Raw genomic sequence first — 21,696 nt, forward strand, 5'->3', positions numbered from 1 at the left:
CGGCGGACCGTCTGCTGACATTAATTTCCCTAGTTTTGCGGCCCGCGACGGCGGCGATAAGCATTGACAGGGCACGAGCGGTTCGGCTACTAGAGACACTGATTTCTCGCCGCTTAGCCACCCTCGGATTGGGTCGACCTCATGCCCGCACGGATGCCCCTGGGCGTTTTTCGTACGCGTCCTACTCTCCGCGTTTTCACGTTGGCCGTCGTGGTCTCGGTCGTCTTTGGCGGCTGTTCTTCTTTTCGTAACAAAGAAGATGACAACGCAGCGTTCAAGAAACTGCTGACCGCTCCGGATCCGCCCAGCACGATCGGCGAAGCGGCGGTTCCCTACGGCATGACGTACGCGCGCGTTCAAGGCGTGGGCGTCGTCAATGGCTTGCCGCGCACCGGAGCCCCGGCGATTCCATCGGAGCTTCGCGATCGATTGATCGCGGAGATGAAAACGCATGACGTGCGGGCCCCGGAAAAGTATCTGGAATCCCACAGCACGGCCCTGGTCGTCACCGAAGCGATCATGCCGCCGGGCATCAAACGGGGCGATGTCTTGGACGTCGGCGTACGCGTGCCCGCACGCAGCGACGTCGGGAATCTCAGTTCCGGTTGGCTGATGCCCTCGCGGTTGCAAGAGATCCGCCGGCTCGACGGCACGCTCCGCAGCAGCGACGTCGCGGTGATCGGCACCGGCTCGGTTCTGGTCCGCGGACAACACGAAGGCAACGGCCAGGAAATGATGCTTGAGGGCACGATCCTCGGTGGTGGCATCGCCCAGGTGGACCGCCCGGTGGGTTTGGTGATCCGGCCCGAATACCAGCACGTGCTGCTGTCGGCCCAGTTCGCCAAGAACATCAATCGCCGTTTCTACTTCTTCGACGGTTCCACGCGGCGCGGAATCGCCACGCCGCGCGAGGACGATTTTGTCGAGATCGATGTGCTGCCGCGCTACGAACACAATGTGCATCGCCTGATTGCGGTGGTCCGGTCGATTTCAGTCGACGGCGACGATCAAGGCCTGCACGAGCGGTTGGGCAACCTGGCCGAGAAACTACGTGAACCGACCACCGCGGCGGCTGCGGCATTAAGCCTGGAGGCGATCGGACCCGATGCGGTTCCGGTGCTGGTCGAGGCCCTGCAAACGTCCGATCCCGAAATTCGCTTCTACGTCGCCGAAGCTCTGGCGTATCTGGATCATGAAGCCGCGATCGAACCGCTGACGACGCTGGCCCGCAGTGAGCCGGCGTTCCGTCATCCGGCGCTGAAAGCTTTGGAAGGTATGCCCCAGCCGGCGGCGACCGAAGCGCTGCGAGCTCTGTTCAACGAATCCAGCAACGAACTTCGCTACGGCGCCTACACGACGCTTCGCTCGCGGCCCGACGCGGCCGGCATCGTGGCGGGCCAACGCTTTGGCAAAGCCTATTCGGTCCATAGTCTGCCGTCGACGGCCGAAACGCTGATCGCGGTCAGTCTGTTTCGCCGCGCGGAGATCGTGATCTTTGGCACCAGTCCCGAGGTCTCGCTGCTGCGTCCGGCGATCTCGCGCGGCGGGATTGTGATCTCGCCGGACGCCGCTGGCCAGCTGCAACTGAGTCGTTTTGTGATCGACAAAGAGGATCGCAAGGCTACTGCTCCGGCCGACGTGGCCTCGGTGTGCGCCGCCGTGGCTGCCCTCGGCGGCAACTATGGCGACTGTGTGGATGTGCTGCGGACGTTAAAGGCTGAAGACGCGATCGCCGCCCGCCTGGCCTTCGATCCGGCGCCCCGGCCCCTGCGAACGTACTATCGCGAGGAGGAGTCCGGTGAGTCCGATGGGTCGCCGAAGCTGGGGCCGCAGGACATCACGCCGCCCCCGCCGAAGGAACCGACGCTGTTGGAAAAGTTGGGCCTGTAGCGGCCTATTTATCCAGGCCCAGCCGAGCCAGCCATTTGCGCGAGCTCTTGCTCTCCGAGCCGTCCGACTGGTCCTGCTGCTGTTCGCGGACCGAACCGGCCGAGCGATCGAGCATCCGGTCGGACAGTTCGACGTTGCGTTTCTCGATCTCTTGACGCTCTCTCGCCAGACGAGCTCTTTCCAGTGAGACCTCGATCTCGGCCTGCCGCAGCTTGTCCTGCCACTCGGACTGGATCTGTTGCAGTTTTTCGCGTTCCTCGCGGACCAGGTCGTCCTGATCCAGCAGCCCCGCGATCGCCGCGGCGCCGATGGCGACGTCGCCGACGGTGCCGGATTGTTGTTCGAGCAACTGCCGCAGCTCCGCGATCTCCTCGTCGCGGCGTTGAATCTCCGCGTCGGTCGTCTTGACCAGGGCCCGCAGTGACTCGAGCTCCTGGCGGGTTTCTTCGGCGTCGGCCGACGTTCCCTGTTCCAGCGACAGCTCTTCATTTTCCAGACGCTGGAGGATCAGCTGTTTGCGCTCCTCCCAGCTGAGCGATTCGTTCGTGGTGTTCGTATTGCCTTCGGCAATCCGTCCGCGGACATTGTGTTCGGCCAGACGCGCCGCTAGATCCTGATTCTGTTGTTCCAGGTCGGCCACGCGAGCCTGGGTATTGGTCAGCTCCTCGAGCAGGGCTTCGTTGCCCGCCTCGTTGGGTTCGATGTCGAATAGGCGTTGGCAGTGCTGTTGATCGAGTTCCGATTGCAACTGGCAGGCGTGTCGGTGGTGCTCGTCCCGCTCGGCGGTCAGGGCATCGATCGTTTCCTGCTGTTCCTCCAGCCGAGCCTGCAAGTGATCGATAGCGGCGTAGTCGGCGGAGGGTTCGCCGGTGGACGTTGCCGCTCCACGCTCCAGCAGCGACGTCAAACCGTCCAGCAGCGTTTCCAGGCGTTCGGTCTGGGGCGACGATTCAGCGGTCGCGGTGCTGCGCCGCCGCCGCCGCTTCCACAGCTGCCGCGCCTGCCGGCGACGTTTTTCGCGGAGCCGGCTCTCACCCACTCGCAGCGCCTCTTCGCGGGACTGCAGTTCGGCCGCCAAAGCGGCCAACTGTTGATCTCGAGCCACCAGGTCCAGTTCCACCGCGACGGTCTGTTGGAGTTGTTTGCCCCAGTCGGCCGGTTGCACGGGGCCGGGATCCGGCTCCGCGGAGGGAGCATCGACGGCGGGTTCGGCGGTCGCCGGTGGCTGGTCCTCGAGCACCGCGGCGGCCGCGGTGCTCGCGGCGGCCGGGGATCTCGAGACCTCGGGGCGGTCATCGCAGGGCCGCGGCGCAGCCGCAGAGGGCGGCGCAGCCGCAGACGACTGCGGAGCCGCGGCGGCGACGTGGTTGCTCGCTTTCCGTTTCGCTTTGCGTTTCCGTCGTGCCATATCGCTGTTACAGAAGAGGGCGGCCCGCGCCCGTTTGGTCCGAACCAGGTGCATTGACCCCCGGGAACAATGCCTCGTATCCAATACCTATGTCGAAAACGCTGGTCGGTCAAAGAACCGCCGGCGGGATCCGGCTGGGGCCCGCAGCGCGCGGTGCCTGCCGAAACGGTCATAGCGATTGCTCGGGTGGTTCTGCGGTTCTCGCCAAGACCCCCTTTGGTATACTAGTTGTTGGCGAAACGCCGTCTGATTCGAGACTTTGATTTTGTGCAAAACCTATGAAGCGTCCGCGTCACATCGACCATCTGCTACAGCAGTGGCCTTACGACCCCAATTCCCTTTCGGTCCGCTTGGTCAAAGGGGCGGATGGTCGTGAGGTGCTGCAAATGCGAGTGGACATGGGACTGTTGCAGTTGGAAACCACGGGACGCCCCGACGGCGAACGCCCCGAGGGTCACGATTCCTACCTGGACTTTCTGAAAGCCCGCGAGCTGGAGAAGGGTTCCTTCCAGCTCAGCGACGACCAGTGCAACGAAGTCGATCGCGAATTCATGCAGATGTACCATCGGCGGATCTGTTGGCTGCGGCTGGAGTACTACCGCCGCGCGGTCATCGATGCGGACCACACGTTGGCGTTGATGGACATCTCGACACGGCTGGCCCCCGACGAGGAATGGACGGCGACGCATGAGGAGTACCGTCCGTTTGTGTGGTTCCAGCGGACGCAGGCCCACGCCTTGGCAGAACTGGAAGAGAGCGGTGCTGAGGCTGCCGTGCAAGCGTTCAATTCGGGGCTGGAATCGATTCGCGAGATCTTCGTCCAACACGACATCGAAGAGCATTTCGAAAACGACGAACTGGTCCAGCGGTTGACCGGCCTGCGGGAATCGCTGCGTGACGAGTACAACGTCGGCAGCACCCTGCTGGAACGCTTGAACGCGGCGGTGGCCGAAGAAAAGTACGAACTGGCGGCCAAACTGCGTGACGAGCTGGCTCGTCGCGACGTGCTCTAGGGTCGCGGATGACGACGCAGAACTGGCCAGTATCGCTGCTGTTTTCCCCCCGGCTGGGCACCTCGATCTGGCTGCTGCAGCTGCGTTGGATGGCGGTCCTCGGCCAATTGATCACGATCGCCGCGGCCTGGGGCGTGCTCAAAGCCGCGCTGCCGCTGGGCCCGCTGTTGGCCCTGATCGGCCTGACGGCCGGTACCAATCTGGCCTATGGGTTTTGGCTGCGACACATCCGCCAGACCGTCTCGCAAGCGGCCGCCCCGGCCGCGGAGGACGCGATTTGGCACGTGGCGCCCAAACGCACCTACGGGGCCGCATCCTTGCTGATGGTCCTGGACATCGGCACCCTGACCGCCATGCTGTATTTCACCGGCGGGGCGACCAATCCCTTCACGTTGTTCTTCTTCGTAAATGTCGCTGTGGGCGGCGTGATTTTGCAACCCCGGTGGGCTTGGACGCTGACCGCCCTGGCGATCTTCGGCTACAGCTTTCTGCTGCGTTTTTATCTTCCGGTCGAAGCGCTGACCCTGCAGGATTCCCAACTGGCCCATCCGATCACGACCGTCGGGATGCTGGTTGCCTTTGTCACCTGCGCTGTGGTGATCACGTTCTTTGTGACGCAGACCGCCGGCGAATTGACGCGTCAACAGCAGCAACTGCGCAAAGTCGAAGAGGACCGCGTGCGGCATCGCCAACTGGAAGGCCTGACGACGTTGGCCGCCGGTGCGGCCCATGAACTGGCCACCCCGCTGTCGACGATCGACGTCGTGGTGCGAGAACTGAGCCGGCATCTGGAGGAATGCCAGACGCCGCCCTCGGTCGCCAAAGACCTCTCGTTGATCGACGGCGAACTGGAATCCTGCCGACAGATACTGATGCGGATGCGCGCCGCGGCAGGCGACCAGTCCGGGCAGAGCTGGGATCATACGACGGTGGAAGATCTGATCGACGCGACCTTGGAAGGCGTGCGGGATCCGCATCGCGTCGACGTGGTCGACGGTCCTGAGAATGTCGAGCAGCAAGCCCTGTGGTTGCCGCAGGAAGCGGTCGCCCAAGCGATCCGCAACCTGATCCACAACGGCTTGGATGCGGGCGGCGAAGAGAGCCGTGTGCGGATCGCTACGCGACTGGACGCCGACGATGTCGTGCTGGAGATCACCGACCGCGGGGCGGGCATGTCCAGCGATGTGCTGGGCCGCATCGGCGAGCCGTTCTTCACGACCAAGGAACCCGGCCGCGGCATGGGGCTGGGCCTGTACCTGACCCGCAACGTGATCTCCCGCCTGGGAGGCAAGATGGAATTCAACAGCCGCACCGACCGGGGAACGATGGTCTCCGTGCGGATTCCCAAGGCTCCCGAACAGCCGCAGCCCCAGTAAAGAGACGCGATGTATCGACGGATTCAAAATGCGATGCTATGGGCCGGTCCGCTGCTGGCCCTGCTGGCCGCGGGGGGTTGTTTGTCCGCCGGCACCAGCGTGGCCGCGGCGGCCTGCGCGGCGGTGGCCGTGTGGTGCGCCCTGTGGTGGGTCTTCGAAACGGTGCACCTGGCGGTGGTCGGTTTGATTCCGTTCGTCGCCTTTCCGCTGCTGGGCGTCCTGAGCGCCGGCGACGTGGCGCGATCCTACGGCCATTCGATGATCTTGCTGTTGTTGGGCGGATTCTTTCTGTCGGCCGCGATGGAACGCAGCGGAGCCCATCGGCGTCTGGCGGTCCTGATGGTCCGCAGCGTCGGGGGCAGCGGCGGCCGGCGACTGGTCCTGGGATTCATGTTGGCGACTGCCGGATTGTCGATGTGGATCAGTAATACGGCCACCTGTCTGATGATGCTGCCGATTGCGATGGCGGTCCTTAAACAGGTTGATGGCGAACCGCGTTTGACCAACGCGCTGCTGCTGGGCCTCGCCTATTCGGCCAGCATCGGCGGCATGGGCACGCCGATCGGCACGCCCCCCAACGTGATGATGGTGGCCTACGTCCAACAAACGTTCGACCGCGACGTGGGGTTCTTTCAGTGGATGTCGGTCGCCCTGCCCATCGTGGCCCTGCTGTTGCCCGTGGCCTGGCTGTGGATCACTCGCCGCGTGCAAAGCAACGTGACCCTGCAGATGCCGCCGGTAGGACGTTGGCAGAGCAGCGAGATTCGCGTCCTGGGCGTGTTCCTAATCACGGCCCTGGCCTGGGTCTTCCGCACCGCGCCCTACGGCGGCTGGACCGCCGTGCTGGCGATCCCCGGCGAAGACGGCCGATCGATGGTGAACGATTCGACGATCGCCTTGGGCGCCGCCTTGGCCTTGTTCATCCTGCCGGCCGGTGAAGACCTGGACGATCGCTCCCCCGACCGACACGACCCCGACCGACACGACCCCGACCGACACGACCGCGAGGAGGGACCGCGGCGGCCGCGTCCGCGGCTGTTGGATTGGGAGACCGCCTCCCGGGTGCCTTGGGGCATATTAATTATGTTCGGCGGCGGGCTGGCCCTGGCCGCCGGGTTTGAAGAGAGCGGGCTGAGCCGGATCCTCGGCCAGCAGTTGCGATTGGTCACCGACCAACCGCTGTGGTTGCTGGTCCTGGCGGTGTGCCTGTTGGTGACGTTCCTTACCGAGATGACCAGCAGTACGGCGACGACGTCACTGCTGTTGCCCATCCTCGGCGGTTTGGCACTGGTCAGCGGCCTGCCCTACGAATATATCCTGGTGCCCGCCACGATCAGCGCCAGCTGCGCATTCATGTTGCCCGTGGCCACGGCCCCCAACACGATCGTCTTCGGTGCCGGACGGCTGTCGACCAGTACGATGGCACGGACCGGGTTTGCGCTGAACTTGTTTGCCGCCGGGCTGATTACCACCGCGTGCACGCTGCTGATCCAGCCGGCGGAAAGCAGCGGCGGGGATACCGGAAGCCGCCGCGAAGCGCCGGCGGCCGCGGTCCGTTCCGTCCCCTGAAGCCTCGGACTTCGCGATCCACAATCGAAGTCGTTTTCTCCCCTCTCTCCCGAATCCGGCGGCTAAGCCTGGCAACGGACGACCGGGTCGCCCAGGACGTCCATTCGCGGTTTAATGCCCAGCCCCGGCGTGGTGGCGGCCGACATCCGTCCGTCAACTCGCTGCGGGGCGTCCTCGGCGATCGACGTGGTGACGTAACTGTTAAAGTCGGTCGAGGTGAACTGCAGATGCGACGGAGTCCCCTGAGCCAGGTGGGCGATCGCCGCAGTGACGATGTCGCCACCCCAGCTGTCTTCGATCGTCATCGCGATGCCCAGCGAAACGCACAGGTCGCGTGCCTGTTTGGCTTTGGTCAACCCGCCGAACTTGCTGATTTTGATGTTCACCAAGTCCATGGCTTGATCCGCAGCCCCCTGCAAGATGGCGGCACAGTCGTCGATCACTTCGTCCAGCACAAACGGCAAGGTGGTGTTGCGGCGGATGCTGAGACATTCCTGATAGGTCCGGCAGGGCTGTTCGATATACACGTCCAGATCCCGGACCGCATTGACCACGCGCATCGCATCGTGCATCAACCAACCGGTGTTGGCGTCGGCCACGAGCTTGTCGCCCGGCGCGAGCACTTCGGCCGCGGCGCGGATGCGATCGATGTCTTCGTCAGCATTACCGCCGACTTTTAACTGGAAACGCCGATACCCTTGGCTGCGATACTCGGCGACGTTGGCCGCCATTTCGGTGGCAGGCCGTTGAGAGATCGCGCGATACAGCACGACGTCCTCGCCAAAACGTCCGCCCAGCAGCTCGCACACCGGCAGTCCGGCCGCTTTGCCCAGGATGTCCCAGCAGGCCATGTCCAGCGCCGACTTGACATAGGGATGCCCCTTCAAGACGCGGTCCATCTTCTGGTTCAACACCTGCAACTGTCGCGGATCATCTCCCAACAGCGCCGGAGCCAGTTCCTCCAGCCCGGTGCGGACCCCGCGTGCGTAGGCCGGCAGGTAGACCGGGCCCAATGGGCAGACTTCGCCAAAGCCGCTGATCCCGGCATCGGTGTCGATCTGGACCACGGTCGTGTCGAACACGTCCACGCTCTTGCCTTCAGACCAACTGTACTTGCCCTCACACAGCGGCAGGTCGACCTGATAAGCCTGGATGTTCGTGATCTTCATAGGGGGCCTTTATTCCAGTTCCACCGAGACCACGCCGGTCACGGTCGTGGCGATGGCCTTGATTACGCACTGGTCATCGCGATCGGCACCGTTGGTCGAGACTTTAATATTGCCTTCGCCCAAATGCGTGATGCCGACATTGTAGTACCCCTGTCGTCGGAGCGATTGTTGGATACGAGATTCCAGGGAGGGCAGGGAACGATCGATCATAGTCACTTGAAAAGAATTGCGGCGGGAGGAGAAGCGGCGGAACCAAAGCAGCTAGGAACGGTAACAAAGACGCCGCAAACGTGCCACTAATGGGCACGTCCTAAATCCGCCGAATTGACGAGGATTTCTCGGGGTCCCAACGGCCCCACCCCCACCTGTGCCGAAACACCTCCCCCGCCGGCACAGTGAGCGTGTCTCGGCGACCGCGACCACGCCAGTATCCCGAGCAGTTAGCAGAGAACCGCGGCTCGCGCTGGACCGGCGGAGCATGTCGAAGCGCCCCTCTTTAACATGCACGAGGCTCAGCGAGCGGCCTGGACGACATGCCGTTCAACCAGGTTCTTGAGCGTCCGAGCCGACGTGATTTGGCCGACCGATGAGGTGCTGGGGAAGAGCAATTTGGGAATCTGGCCGCGGCCAGCCCGGTTGTAGAGACTGACGTTCTTGGCGATGTACGCCGCCGGCGTGCCGCTGTCGAGCTCCTTCCGAAGCGTCTCACGACCGACCAGTTCCGCGGCATGCGCATAGGCCACCTGATAATTCGGTGGGGTCGTCATCAGGTAGTGGTGGAACGCTTCGAACTCCTTCGGACGGAGCCGCCACACGGCCACCGCTAACTTCGCCAGCTCGCACGCGTCGGCCGTCTTCCCACCGCTGCTCGATGCGTGCGGATTGCATTCGCGGTCCATCGGCGTGGGCAACAACAGCACGGCCAAGCGTCCGTTATAGGCCTGTTTGGTTTCGGTCATCGCCGCATGCGTCGCTCGGCAGTGTCCGCAGGTGTAGTCCAGCATTTCGACGAAGAAGTAATCGGCATCGGGACTGCCGACCAGCGGCCAGTGCCGAACATCCAAGCGGACGCTGTTGAGAATCTTTACGGTCTTGCGCTCGGCCGCTTGTTCGCTCGGCTCGTCCGTCGGCTTCGCATCGCCTTGCGTTTCTTGATCGTTGTTGCCCTGGTTGCTGTTGCCCTGGTTGCTGTTGCCACCGACTTGGCCCGTGAACATCATGCTGGGACTGAACAACTGGACGAGCGCCAATCCCACGGACGCGCCGACAGGTTCGCCGGCGGGCTCCGGTGGCAACGCCGGCTTGTCTTGGAGTGAGACGGGCGCCTCAAAAATATCCGGGGCCTCAAAGACGTCGGCGTCGCCGGCGGGCACGTCGGCCTCGCCGGCTGGTTGTTCGTCGGGCGAGATGGTCGCTGGGCTGGCGGCCGCCGGAGCCGGCGCGTGCTGGATCACCTCGTGGGTTTCCATCGGAGCGGCCGTCAATTGGGTGCCGATCAGACCGGCTGTCGCCAGCGTTGCAACACCGCCGGCAAGCAACGTCGCTTTGCGACCGGCCGGCAAACGCAGAAGGACCATCGTCGCTAGGGCCAACCCACAGGCATGGGCGACCAAGCAATATTGACACAGGTGCTGGACCGCGAAGATCTGCAGCCCCACAAACCACACGGCGGCCAGCCCGGCCGACAAGGCCGCGACACTGATCCCCGTCCAGCGCCAACGATTGATCCGCTTTCCGACAGCCGGAACGACCAACATTCCCAACATCAACGCATACAGCACCGCTGCGGGCACGCCCACCGGGATGCCGGCCACACGCGACCAACGCGTCGTCATCACATGCGAGCAATCCAACACGCCGCCGGATCCACACCCGGCGACTTTTCCGGACGTCAAACTGACGTAGGCCAAGTATCCGCTGACGCCCAACGCCACCAGCGCCACCAGCCGCATCGTCCACAAAAAGCGGAGACCAACGGGCCTCTGGCCGGTTGCCGTCCACGCGGTCACGCCCTTGCTCGATCGCCCGGCTGAATTCGGTACGTTTGCAGCAGACAAAGGATGATGATCAAAGGCGACGGACATCTGCGAAGTTCCTAGCTGATGGAGTGGGCCAAGGGCCGTTCACCACACCGTCCCGATTGTAATGGACGAGCGGCGTCTTGGGGGGTACGCTTGCCACCGGTCTATGGAAATTAATTCTAATCGGTGGCACTCCATCGTAGGGCAATTTTTGTACCGAAATTCGGGCTTCCGCCGCCGGCCCACATTTTCTGCATTTTACCAGCCCGAATGGGCGGCTCCGCAACGCTTCGTAGGGATCGTGGGGAAACTGCGGCTGCGAAGCCTAGTGCCACACGCCCAGACCGAAATCCCCAGACCGGAACCCCAAACCACGACCACAGGCCATGGAGTCTAGGGCACCTTGCTGGCAGAAGGCCGCTAGGCCGCGGTCAGGACGATCGCCGTGGCGTGTCCCTGAGGCGTGTGGGTCAGAACAACCACCGCCGGATGCTTCAGAGCCCGGGGTGAAGCGGAAACGTCCAGCGGAAAATCTTCGCCCAACGATTCGGCGTGCCGCAGCGGTGGAATCGTCTGGTGCCGCAAAGCCAAGACGGCGGTGACCAGGTGCATCGATCCGGTCGCCGCGCCGCAGTGGGCCGTCGAAGCGATCGGTGCGCACAAGGGCGTTTTGGGCAAAACCGCTAACAGGGCTTCCATTTCGGCTTCGTCCTGCTGGGGGTCGCCCATTGCGTGGGAAACCACCAAACCGATGTCCTGGGCAGCGATTCCCGCTTGCTCGAGCGCCGCCGACAGAGCCAACTCGATCGCTCGCCGGCTGCCTCGCTGCGATGCCGAGGCGGGGACGAAGCGGACGGCCGAACCGGCCAGCCGCGCGATGGGTGTGGCGCCGCGCTTGTTCGCAAAATCACGTTCTTCCAGCAGCAGCGCGGCGGCGCCTTCGCCACCGACCACGCCGTCGCGATCCGGCGAGAAAGGCCGGGAGGAATCCGTCAATGGTTCACGAGGCGAGGCCAGCGGACAGGCTCCGGAATAGATGAATCCCGATTCGTTGATCCGCGTCCCCGAAGCTCCGGTGAACACGGCATCGGCGATGCCGCGGCGGATACACGAGGCGGATTCGACCAGGGCTGCCGGCCCCGAGGTATCCCCCAGAACCAGGGTGTTGTTGGGGCCAAAGGCCTGCACGGCGATACCGACGTGGCAGGCGGCCATGTTGGGCAGGTACTTCAGCATCCACAACGGAAACAGCTCGCGCATAGCAAACGAACCGAATTCGACCACGGCCTGATCGCCCTGGTGCGTGCTCATCCGTTTGGCCGTGTCGGCCAGCTCATCGGGCGAACCATAGAACATTTCGGATCCGAACACGGTGCCGATGCGGCTGCGATCGTATCGATCGTTATCGGCCAGGAACGCTTCGAAACCGCTTTCGGCATGGGCCATCTGGGCGGCGGCGAACGCCGTCTGCAGCTCGCGGCACATCACCTTCAAGGCTTTGCGCGGTCGCACGTACTGCTTGGGTTCAAAATCGGAGATCATCGCCCCGAAATCCGTCGGTCCGATTTTCCCGTTGGCATGCGGCATCACGCCGATCCCGCTGTGTCGCTGACACAACGCGTTCCAGAACATCTCCGTGCCGACGCCCAGCGGCGTAACAGCGCCGACACCGGTAATGACAACTTCGCGGCCGTTGGGCATCGCTGACTACAATTCGAAGGGAAACGGACAAAGCGAGCTGGATTCTAGCGGATCAAACGCCAAGCGAAAACAACGCATCGGTTCACGAACCGCCCTAGCTTCATTGGCCCAGCGGCGGAATGCAAACCGCCCTACAGAAAATCTCGCAGCGAACGGACGGCCACCGGTTCGCGGCTCGCGAATGGTTCGCCGTAGCGGCGGTTGATCAAGCGTCCCCAGTAGGCCGCGTCGTCGCGAAACCGGTCGATCAACGTCGGCGGCTCGGTCGGCCGCCCGGTGATGAACTGGCTCTCGTAGCAACGGATCGATTCGAGCTTCCGCTCCCACTGTTCACTGATATCCATGATCCAGGCCGGCTGGATGGCTTGGCGAAGATGGATGCAGTAGTAGTAGTAGATCCGCTCGGGGTGAAACGGCTCGCCCGGCATATCGGTCTTGCTCAACTTGGCCCAGAACCGCGCCGCTTCGATGATCTCGGTGGCCGCGTGATGGTCGGGGTGGGCGTCCTGCCAATACGGTGCGAACAACCATCGCGGACGCGTCTGGCGAATGTAGCTGGCGACGATTCGGCGGGCTTCGAGCGTGGGCTGGAGACTGCGATTGGGCAGCCCGGCATTCTCCCGCCACCGCACGCCCAGGGTGCGCGAGGCCGCGGCGGTCTCCTCGACACGCAGCGATTCGCTGCCATGCGGGGTGGGTTCCCCACTGGTCAGATCCAAAATACCGACATCCCATCCGGCGTCGATCATTTTGGCGATCGTTCCTCCCATGCCCAGTTCCGCATCGTCCGGGTGCGGGGCAATGACCAACATGTCCATCAAGGCGTCTCTCGCAGAGGGGCAGGGTTCAGGGGCTTTTCATCTGTCTCGGACGGGCGACCTGTCTCGGACGGGCGACCTGTCTCGGACGGGCGACCTGTCTCGGACGGGCGACCTGTCTCGGACGGGCGGGGCGGCAACCGGTAGGCGACCGCTTGATCGGAGCTGCGAACCAACAGGTGCCGCCCCGAAACGGCCGGGTAATTCCACGTATTGCCCTCGGGTCCGGGCAGCCGCGCCAGCTCCTCGAACGCTTCGGGATTACAGCGTACCAACGCCACGGGCCCGGCTTCGGCTTGCACGACCAGACAATCCTCGACGCGCAGCAACTGGCCCTGACCGTAGCGGTCCCCGCGCGGTTGTCGCCACATCCGCTCCGGGCCGCGCAGGTCCACGCACTCCAGCGTCCCGTCGCTCAGCGCGTAGGCGTAGTGGCCATCGAGCACGACGTTGGTGAATTTGGTTTTCAGCAGCCGGCCGTCGGACCACTCGACGTCGACCCGTTGATCTGCCGGCGCATCGCTGTCGATCCGCAACAATTCACTGCCGCCGCCATAGCCCTTGGACAGCAGCACGCCGTCGTCTTGATAGATCGCCGGGTTCGAACACGAGGCCCCGCCGCTGCTGCTGCCCGGCCACGGCGTTTCCCACAGCACCCGACCGTCTTCGATGCTGTGACCGGTGACGTTGGATTCATTGACCGAAACAATTTGTGCGACGCCATCGAGCACGGCTTTGACGGGCGAAGCGTAACTGATCTGGGTGTTGCCGCCGAGCCAGCGTTCGCCGCCATCGTCGGCATCCAGAGCGATCAAGCTGGCCAGCGGACTGCCGGGGTCTTGCGGGTCGCGGGGGCCGCCGTAGGGCACCACGACCAACGCCCCGGAGCCGGTTTTATCCGCGGTTTTATCCGCGGTTTCACTTCGCGTTTCGACGATCAAAGGCGAGGCGGCTCGCCCCCACGTGACCGCCTGCTCGGCCGTCGCCTGGTCCATCCCGGCGCGCTGCAACAGGTCCTTCTGCCAGAGGCGCTTACCGGTCCGTCCGTCCAGACACAGCAGGATGCCAACGGCCGTTTGTGCGTAGACTTTGCCGCGATAGATCGTCGGCGTCGCCCGCGGTCCGGTTCCGCCCAGGGGATGGTAGTGGCCGCCGGGCGAGGCGTGGTACCAAACCAGTTGGCCATCGTCGATGCGGTAACAGGTCACCCACTGCTGGGCCGTCTCGCCTTCGCCACGCTGTTCCATGGTCACGGCAAACCCATCGGCAATGGCAAACCCGGACCACCCCGGGCCGACCGATTGTCGCCACAGCTCCTCCGCTCCCGACCAATCGGTCGAAAACGCTCGCCGGGCCACGACGCCATCGCGGCCGGGGCCTAGAAAGCCGGGAAAGTCGTCCGCATCGATGTCGCCCAAATCGGCTTCGCCCTCGCCCTTCTGAGCGACCGGATCCGGAGCGGCAAACCGCGGCGCAAACAGGGGCACCAGTTCGCCATTGACGCCGACGACTTCGTAAAAAGCCAAAAACAAACCCAGGGCCGCGGCCAGCATCGCCGCGGGCATCCACCGCTGCAGGGGCGGCGCGTCCCGCCGCAGGGTCCAGACCAGGGCCGCGACCACCCCGATCGTGCCCAGCACATAACTGAGCATGTTCATCATCTGGCCATCGGCCCACGGCTTGCACGCCTGGGCGACGAAGATCAACAGCACACACAGTCCCGCGATCCACAGTCCGGCACGCCGCTTTGGGCGTCGCGGTCCGCTTTCGCTGCCCTCGATCGGCTCGGACTCAGCTGCGGTGCGAGGATTCGAATCGTTTGGCTCGTTCGTTGCGGACACGGCACCAGTTAACGGTTAAAGAGTCTTACGACAGCGATTCTTACGAAAGTCAGCACTGCTTACGGAAAAAGGGGGGCGGTCACGCCGAATTCCGAGGCCCTTCACTCTAACGGCAATCGCGGCGACGGCCTATCGGGCCGGGCACTGACAGTTCGGGCCGGGCGCTGACAGTTCGGGCCGGGCGCTGACAGTTCGGATTGGCTGCGGTTAGAATCCGCCCTCATGCAAGCGGCAACCTATCAATTAATTGACTTCGGCGAGGGGCGCAAACTGGAATCGCTTGGCGATTTCCTGATCGACCGGCCCTCTCCGGCAGCGCTGCACCAGCGTGCTCGGAGCGACGGTTGGGCACGGGCCGACGCCCGGTTTGATGTGCGGAGCAAGCGGTGGTCGTTCCGCCGCCGCTGGCCGGAGTCGCTCTTCGTGGACTGCGGACCGTTTCGGATGCCGGTCCAACCGACGCCGTTTGGCCACATCGGTTTGTTTCCCGAACAGCATGCGAATTGGCAGTGGCTGCACCGACAGGCCGCAGCGCATCGCGAGGCAGGCGAGCATCCCTTCCGCGGACTCAATTTATTCGCCTACACCGGCGCCAGTTCTTTGGCCATCGCGTCGGGAGGCGGTTCGGCGGTACACGTCGATGCGGCCAAACCCAACGTGGCGGCGGCCAAGCGGGCGGCCGCCGCCAATCATTTTGACGACTCGATCCGCTTCCTGACCGACGACGCTCGCAAATTCGTCGCTCGCGAACTTCGCCGCGGCCGCGTCTATGACTTGATCGTCCTGGACCCGCCCGCCTACGGACACGGCCCCGGCGGCAAGGCTTGGCGTCTGGAGCGGGACCTCTGGCCGCTGCTGGATGACTGTTTGAAACTGCTGTCCCGGCCAGAGCGTCGGCTGTTGGTTACCGGTCATAGTGAACAGGTTGATCACCGCGATATCCAACGCTACCTGACGCAGCGGTGCGGGGACCGGGTCGCGATCGAGGCCGGCCGGTCAAGTCTGCCGGATGCGGCGGGCCGCCGCCTGGACTGCGGATTTTCGGTCCGCGCGACCTGGTCCGAAGGCCAACGTGTTTCCCCGTCATCGAACCGCACACCGTCGATCGATTAGCATGGTAGGCTGTGTTTGACGTTCCGTTTGTACCTGCCCTTGTTCGAATTCGCCCATGTCCGGCTTTGCGTCCACCAATTCTCCGCCCTCTTCGCCGGACATCCATCAGGTTGCCGCGGAACTGGTCGCTCGTCTGGGTCGCTGTGAGTCTTGTGTGGTGGCGTTTTCCGGCGGGGTGGACAGTGCGGTCGTGGCGTCCGCTGCCGCCCGGGCGTTGGGCTCACGGGCCTTGGCCGTTACCGCGGTCAGCCCCAGTCTTTCAGCGGCCCAGCTGAAAACCGCTCGGCGGGTCGCAGCGGAAATCGGGATCGAACATCGGGAGGTCGCGACCGACGAGATTCACGATCCGGCCTATGTGAAAAACGACAACCGCCGCTGTTTCTACTGCAAACAAACCCTCTACCAACACCTGCAACAATTGGCCACCGCCCTGGGAACGGCTGAGATCGTCAGCGGTACCAACGCCGACGATACTCAGGATTATCGACCGGGCATCCAGGCCGGCAGGCAGGCCCGCGTCCGCACGCCCCTGGCGGATCTGGGTATCGACAAAGCCGGCGTTCGGCAATTGGCAGCCCTATGGGGGTTGTCGGTTCGGGACGCACCGGCCTCGCCCTGCCTGTCCAGCCGTTTGGCCTACGGGGTCGCCGTCACCCCGGAGCGTTTGGCGATGGTCGAAGCGGCCGAAGCGTTCCTTGACCAGCACGGATTTTCACCGCTTCGCGTCCGTCTGCATGCCGGAGAACTGGCGCGGATCGAGGTCGCGCCGGAGGCCATCGTGCGGCTGCTCGAACCGCCGCTGTGGCAACAAACCGTTGCGGCGCTGCGGGCCGCCGGATTCCGCACGGTGACGGTGGATCTGGAAGGATTCCGCAGCGGCAACCTCAATCAGTTGGTCACGCTGTCACCCCCGGCGGCGGCAGCCCCGGCGGCGGCAGCCCCGGCGGCGGCAGTCCCGCCGGCGGCAGTCCCGGCGGCGGACTGTGCGACTACCGAGCAAGATACTACCGAGCAAGATACTGTGATCGCGAAACATACTGGGATCGCCAAACACGCCTCCCGCACAGGAAGCCGGACCATTGAATAGTCCCGACAACCAACCGGGCGACGCAGCGCGCAGCGTGCGCGAGGGCGGTTCCGGCGCAGTCGATCTGACCGGGTGCTTGATGGGCGACTATCAACTGCTGCGGCGGCTCGGCCGTGGCGGTATGGCCGACGTGTACGTGGCCCAGCAAAAATCGCTGGGGCGACAGGTCGCGATCAAGGTGCTGCGCAGTGATCTGGCCAACGATGCCAACTATGTGGAACGGTTTCGGCGGGAGGCGCGCGCCGTGGCCAAGTTGTCCCACGCCAACATCGTCCAGGTATACGAGATCGGCCAACACCAGAGCCATTACTTCATCGTTCAGGAGTTCGTCGACGGACTGAACCTGCGCGAGAAACTGGAGCGACAGGGTACCCTCAGCGTTCCCGAAGCGGTCAAGGTGTTGGCCGGCGTGACCGATGCGTTGGACGCCGCTCACGAGGCCGGCGTCACGCACCGTGACATCAAGCCCGAAAACATCATGCTGTCGCGTCGCGACGAAGTGAAGGTCGCCGACTTCGGCCTCGCTCGGGTGCTGGGCGGCGAACCGCTGAAGGATCTGACCCAGGTGGGCCTGACGATGGGCACCCCACGCTATATGAGTCCCGAACAGGTGCAGGGCAAACCCGTCGACACACGCAGCGATCTGTACTCGTTGGGCGTCACGATGTTTCACCTGTTGTGCGGCCGGCCACCGTTCGAAGCGGACGATCCTTTGGCGATGGCGGTCAAACACCTGCACGAACGTCCGCCCGACCTTGCCCAGGCTCGCAGCGGAAACGATCTGCCCGCGTGGCTGGTCACCACCATCCATCGGCTGTTGGAAAAAGACCCCGCTCACCGGCCGCAGACACCGCACGAGTTGGCCGACGAAATTCGCTCGGGCATCACCCAACAGTCGCCTTCGCTAGCCGGTTCGGCGGCCACCAGTTTGTCGGCCGCGATGCGGTTGCAGTCGGTGATGGAGCGACAAAAGATGCGAGGCAAGCACCGGCGAATCAAGACCGCGGCGCTGTGGTTGTTGCCGCTGGTCGGTTTGTTGGCCGGCGGCGCTTGGGCGGCGCGGCGCCCCGCGGCCACGGTCGACACGCTGTTGGCCGCCGACGGGGTGGAGGTGGAACGCTTGCCGACGGCCGCCGCGCAGTACCTGGAAGCGGCTCGCCTGGACCGGCCCCAGGCCTGGCGGGCGGTGTGGACGTTTCATCCGCCAGAGCACAGCGAGACCAACGCCGATTACGCCGTCAAAGCCAAACTGCAACTGGCCCGGCTGTACGGACGCCGCGACCAACACCTCTCGGCCATCGATTCCCTGGGCGACTTTGTCGACGATGGCGAGGTGCCGCTGCTGTACCGCATGCTGGGCCAAGCCCTGATGCTGGAATCCTACGAGCACAGCGGACAAACCAAGGCGGCGGGCCGGCTGCGCACCGAACTACAGAAGAATTACCAACAACTGTCCGACACCAACCCCACGCATTTAGAATTGTTTCACCGCAAGGCGCCGCACCTGATCGTACAGCGTCTGCGGCCCTCCTGATCCTCCCATCCCTCCCGTCCCCGTCCCTCCCGCATCCATCCGTCCCTGCCCGCTGAGGTAAAAATCATGACACGAATTAAACCCGCGCTGCTGTCGACCATGTGCCTGTTGCTGGCCGCCTTGCTAACGACCCTCGCCATGAACAACACTTCCCCCGTTACCGCCCAAGAGACCGAGTCCCGCAAACTGCGGCACGTGGTCCTGTTCCAGTTCAAGGAATCGTCCACTGACGAGCAGGTCCAGCGGGTGGTCGATGCCTTTGTCGCACTGCCCGGCAAGATCGACACGATTACCGACTTCGAGTACGGCACCAACAACAGCCCCGAGAACCTCGCGGACGGTTTCACACACTGCTTTACCGTCACCTTCGATTCCGAACAGGGACGGGCCACCTACCTGCCGCATCCGGCCCACAAGGAATTTGTCGAAGTCCTCAAGCCGCACCTGGAGAAGGCTTTGGTATTCGACTACTGGGCGGATTGATTCCGATCCTTTTCATGCGGTGGCCGCCGCGGATTCGCTCGGTCGCCGGCTCCCCAAAGCGGGATGGGTTCTTTAGATTACGCAGCACAACGGCGCGGTAATGCGTGCTTGCTGCGAACCTCTTTCCGACCCTACCTGCGAGCCCTGACATGACAAAGTATCGAACCGAACACGACTCGATGGGCGACGTTCAAGTTCCGGCGGACGCCTACTACGGAGCGCAGACCCAGCGGGCTGTCGAAAACTTTCCGATCAGCGGCTGGAGGCTGCCCTCGTCGATGATCTCGGCCATGGGGCTGGTCAAACTGGCCTGCGCCACGGCCAATCGCGACCTCGGCAAGTTGACCGGCAGCGGCAAAAACCCGCTGGACGACCAAGCCGTCGAGGCCCTGCTCGAGGCCGCCCGCGAGGTCTCCGAGGGCAAGCTGGATGACCAGTTTCCGGTGGACGTGTTCCAAACCGGCAGCGGCACCAGCAGCAACATGAACATCAACGAAGTGATCAGCAACCGCGCGATCGAGATCGTCGGTGGCGACCGGATGGCAACCCAAAAACCGATCCATCCCAACGATCACGTCAACATGGGACAGAGCACCAACGATACGTTCCCGACCGCCATCCACGTGGCCGTGGCGGTGCAGATACAGCGTCGCCTGATCCCGGCCCTGGACAAACTGCGAGCCGCCCTCGAGGAAAAGGCCGAGCAGTGGGACAGGGTGATCAAGATCGGCCGCACGCACCTGATGGATGCCACGCCGCTGCGACTGGGGCAAGAGTTCGGCGGGTTCGCTCGCCAACTGGAACTCTCTCTCCAGCGAGCCCGGCGGGCGGCCGAGGCCGTCCTGGAATTGCCCGTCGGCGGCACCGCCGTGGGCAGTGGGATCAATACCCATCCCGAATTCGGTCGCCGCGTGGCCGAGGTTCTGGCCGAGGAAACGGGTGTCGAATTCGTCGAGGCCGTCAACCACTTCGAAGCCAACGCCCAACGCGACGCCTTGGTCGAATCGCACGGCCAGCTCAAGTGCATCGCGCAAACCCTGTTCAACGTTGCCAACAACGTGCGTTGGCTGGGCAGCGGCCCGCGCTGTGGTTTCTATGAAGTCCAACTGCCCTCGCGCCAACCCGGCAGCTCGATCATGCCCGGCAAAGTGAATCCGGTGATGTGTGAATCGTTGATGCAGTTGACCGCCCGCGTGATCGGCAACGATGGCTGCATGAGCATGTCCGGAGCGGCCGGCGGGAATTTCCAGCTGAACATCATGATGCCGGTGATGGCTCATACCGCGCTGGAATCAATTCAATTGCTCGCTTCGGGAGCCGACGCGTTTGTGGAGTTCTGCGTCGCCGAGATGCAGGCGAATGTCGATGTTTGCGAGGCGGCGGTCGAGCAGAGCCTGTCGATGTGCACGAGTTTGAATCCGTTGATCGGATACGAACAGGCCGCCAAGCTGGCCAAGGAAGCGTTCGCCACCGGCAAGACGATTCGCGAGCTGTGCATCGAAAAAGGCGTGCTGGACGAGCAGGCGTTGAACGAGGCGTTGGATCCCTGGTCGATGACCGAGCCGCAGGCTTGATGGGATCTAGCTGAACAGTAAACGCAGCAACCCGCGAACAACTTGAGCCGTTGGGGCGAACGCCCCGGTTCTTGCCCCCCCGCGTAGAGTCCATCCGATTCGATTGGCTTTTCCAGCCAGGGGGCGGTAGAATCGACCACGGACCAATAAGAAGATGGCCCAGAGCGCACAATCGGCTGAGGTGAAAACGAACGCATGCGTGAGGTGGCAGCGAGCCCGGCGCCGAGGTTTCAGGATGACAGTCTGATCGTCATCCAGGACAGCTTGCAGCCCTGTCCCTACCTCGCCGATCAGGTCGCTCGGATGCCGCTCCAGTGGCCCCAGCGAACCTACAACGCGGCGGACGTGGATGCTTTCCTGGCCGCGGGCTATCGCCGCAGCGGTGCCTTTCTGTATCGCACTCAGTGCCCGCGCTGCCAGGCCTGCGAACCCACCCGGGTGCTGGTTGACGAATACCAGCCGAGTCGTTCGCAGCGCCGAGTGCTACGCCGCGGCGATCGAGATCTCGAGGTCGAGGTGGTTCCGGCGATGGTCGATCGGCGGCATATCGAACTATTCAACCTGCACCGCAATCAGCGCGGCCTGGGCGGCGAGCTGGAAGATATCGACCAGATGTCGTATCGCGCCTTCCTGGTGGACACGTTTTGCCAGACCGTCGAGTTCCAGATCAAGCGGGAGGGGCGTCTGGTGGCGGTGGCGGTGACGGACGTCGGCCACGACGGGGTCTCGGCCGTCTACACCTATTTCGATCCCGCCTGTTCGCGTTATTCGCTGGGCACCTACGCGATCCTGAAACAATTGCAGTGGTGTCGGCAGATGGCGGCGGCCTACCTCTACTTGGGTCTCTACGTCGCAGAGAATCCGCACCTGAATTACAAGGCCGTCTACGGCCCCCAGCAGCGTCTGATCGACGGCGTCTGGCAACGCTTTGATTCCTCCGGCACGCCGCCCGGTGGCGGGTCGCCACAACCGCGTCAAAATCGCGTATAACAGAGGCTTATCGGCCCATCCTCATCGATCGTAACTTCCTTGCAGAGAGCCCCCAACGTGGACGTATTGAACCTGTTTCTGCTGGCCCAGGACGTGGAATCGGGGCGGA

17 protein-coding genes are annotated in these 21,696 nt (G+C 63.7%); 10 read left to right on the forward strand and 7 right to left on the reverse strand.

Annotated features, from left to right (window positions below; all coding sequences use genetic code 11):
* Positions 1–141: 141 nt before the first annotated feature.
* The gene (locus tag GE027_RS03050; protein ID WP_153555704.1) at positions 142–1,890 is read left to right on the forward strand and encodes a HEAT repeat domain-containing protein; all 1,749 of its coding nucleotides are present in this window, start codon (positions 142–144) and stop codon (positions 1,888–1,890) included.
* Positions 1,891–1,894: 4 nt separating this feature from the next.
* Here the strand turns inward: GE027_RS03050 and GE027_RS03055 are convergent, their stop codons facing one another.
* Positions 1,895–3,298 carry a coiled-coil domain-containing protein gene (locus GE027_RS03055; protein ID WP_153555705.1) on the reverse strand — a complete coding sequence of 468 codons (1,404 nt, stop codon included), beginning with the start codon at positions 3,296–3,298 and terminating at the stop codon, positions 1,895–1,897.
* A gap of 278 nt (positions 3,299–3,576) precedes the next feature.
* Here GE027_RS03055 and GE027_RS03060 point away from each other — a divergent pair, with 278 nt between their 5' ends.
* The 3 genes from GE027_RS03060 to GE027_RS03070 are packed head-to-tail and all read left to right on the forward strand — an operon-like array spanning position 3,577 to position 7,256.
* The gene (locus GE027_RS03060; protein WP_153555706.1) at positions 3,577–4,311 is read left to right on the forward strand and encodes a UvrB/UvrC motif-containing protein; all 735 of its coding nucleotides are present in this window, start codon (positions 3,577–3,579) and stop codon (positions 4,309–4,311) included.
* Between the two features lie 8 nt (positions 4,312–4,319).
* Complete coding sequence (locus GE027_RS03065) at positions 4,320–5,687, forward strand: ATP-binding protein (protein ID WP_153555707.1); 1,368 nt, start codon at positions 4,320–4,322, stop codon at positions 5,685–5,687.
* Between the two features lie 9 nt (positions 5,688–5,696).
* Positions 5,697–7,256: an SLC13 family permease gene (locus GE027_RS03070; RefSeq protein ID WP_237607219.1), complete on the forward strand. Its 1,560-nt coding sequence runs from the start codon at positions 5,697–5,699 to the stop codon at positions 7,254–7,256.
* A 62-nt stretch (positions 7,257–7,318) separates the two neighbouring features.
* Here GE027_RS03070 and GE027_RS03075 read toward each other — a convergent pair whose 3' ends face one another.
* The 6 genes from GE027_RS03075 to GE027_RS03100 all read right to left on the reverse strand — a co-directional run bounded on the left by GE027_RS03075 (position 7,319) and on the right by GE027_RS03100 (position 14,806).
* The gene (locus tag GE027_RS03075; RefSeq protein WP_153555708.1) at positions 7,319–8,425 is read right to left on the reverse strand and encodes a cis-3-hydroxy-L-proline dehydratase; all 1,107 of its coding nucleotides are present in this window, start codon (positions 8,423–8,425) and stop codon (positions 7,319–7,321) included.
* A gap of 9 nt (positions 8,426–8,434) precedes the next feature.
* A complete protein-coding gene (locus GE027_RS03080; protein WP_153555709.1) occupies positions 8,435–8,635 on the reverse strand; it encodes a hypothetical protein in 201 nt (66 codons plus the stop codon).
* Positions 8,636–8,937: 302 nt separating this feature from the next.
* Complete coding sequence (locus GE027_RS03085; protein WP_162006551.1) at positions 8,938–10,434, reverse strand: vitamin K epoxide reductase family protein; 1,497 nt, start codon at positions 10,432–10,434, stop codon at positions 8,938–8,940.
* Positions 10,435–10,866: 432 nt separating this feature from the next.
* Entirely contained in the window at positions 10,867–12,147 is a 1,281-nt protein-coding gene (locus GE027_RS03090; RefSeq protein ID WP_153555711.1) for a beta-ketoacyl-[acyl-carrier-protein] synthase family protein, read from the reverse strand.
* Between the two features lie 131 nt (positions 12,148–12,278).
* The gene (gene bshB1, locus GE027_RS03095; RefSeq protein WP_153555712.1) at positions 12,279–12,965 is read right to left on the reverse strand and encodes a bacillithiol biosynthesis deacetylase BshB1; all 687 of its coding nucleotides are present in this window, start codon (positions 12,963–12,965) and stop codon (positions 12,279–12,281) included.
* Positions 12,965–14,806, reverse strand: coding sequence for an outer membrane protein assembly factor BamB family protein (locus GE027_RS03100; protein ID WP_153555713.1), 1,842 nt, complete (start codon positions 14,804–14,806; stop codon positions 12,965–12,967). Before GE027_RS03100 ends, bshB1 begins: the two co-directional genes overlap by 1 nt.
* A gap of 222 nt (positions 14,807–15,028) precedes the next feature.
* Here GE027_RS03100 and GE027_RS03105 point away from each other — a divergent pair, with 222 nt between their 5' ends.
* The 6 genes from GE027_RS03105 (at position 15,029) to GE027_RS03130 (ending at position 21,587) form a co-directional block, all read left to right on the forward strand.
* Positions 15,029–15,919, forward strand: coding sequence for a class I SAM-dependent methyltransferase (locus GE027_RS03105; RefSeq protein WP_153555714.1), 891 nt, complete (start codon positions 15,029–15,031; stop codon positions 15,917–15,919).
* A gap of 55 nt (positions 15,920–15,974) precedes the next feature.
* Positions 15,975–17,006, forward strand: coding sequence for an ATP-dependent sacrificial sulfur transferase LarE (gene larE, locus GE027_RS03110; RefSeq protein ID WP_153555715.1), 1,032 nt, complete (start codon positions 15,975–15,977; stop codon positions 17,004–17,006).
* Entirely contained in the window at positions 16,999–18,540 is a 1,542-nt protein-coding gene (locus tag GE027_RS03115) for a serine/threonine-protein kinase (protein WP_153555716.1), read from the forward strand. The genes larE and GE027_RS03115 overlap by 8 nt, the downstream gene beginning before the upstream one ends.
* Positions 18,541–18,606: 66 nt before the next feature.
* Complete coding sequence (locus GE027_RS03120) at positions 18,607–19,023, forward strand: Dabb family protein (RefSeq protein ID WP_153555717.1); 417 nt, start codon at positions 18,607–18,609, stop codon at positions 19,021–19,023.
* A gap of 149 nt (positions 19,024–19,172) precedes the next feature.
* Positions 19,173–20,597, forward strand: a complete 1,425-nt coding sequence (locus tag GE027_RS03125) for a class II fumarate hydratase (RefSeq protein WP_153555718.1) — start codon at positions 19,173–19,175, stop codon at positions 20,595–20,597.
* 195 nt (positions 20,598–20,792) lie between these two features.
* The gene (locus GE027_RS03130; RefSeq protein ID WP_153555719.1) at positions 20,793–21,587 is read left to right on the forward strand and encodes an arginyltransferase; all 795 of its coding nucleotides are present in this window, start codon (positions 20,793–20,795) and stop codon (positions 21,585–21,587) included.
* Positions 21,588–21,696: the final 109 nt, after the last annotated feature.

The sequence above is a fragment of the Roseimaritima sediminicola genome (assembly GCF_009618275.1).
Taxonomy (GTDB): Bacteria; Planctomycetota; Planctomycetia; order Pirellulales; family Pirellulaceae; genus Roseimaritima; species Roseimaritima sediminicola.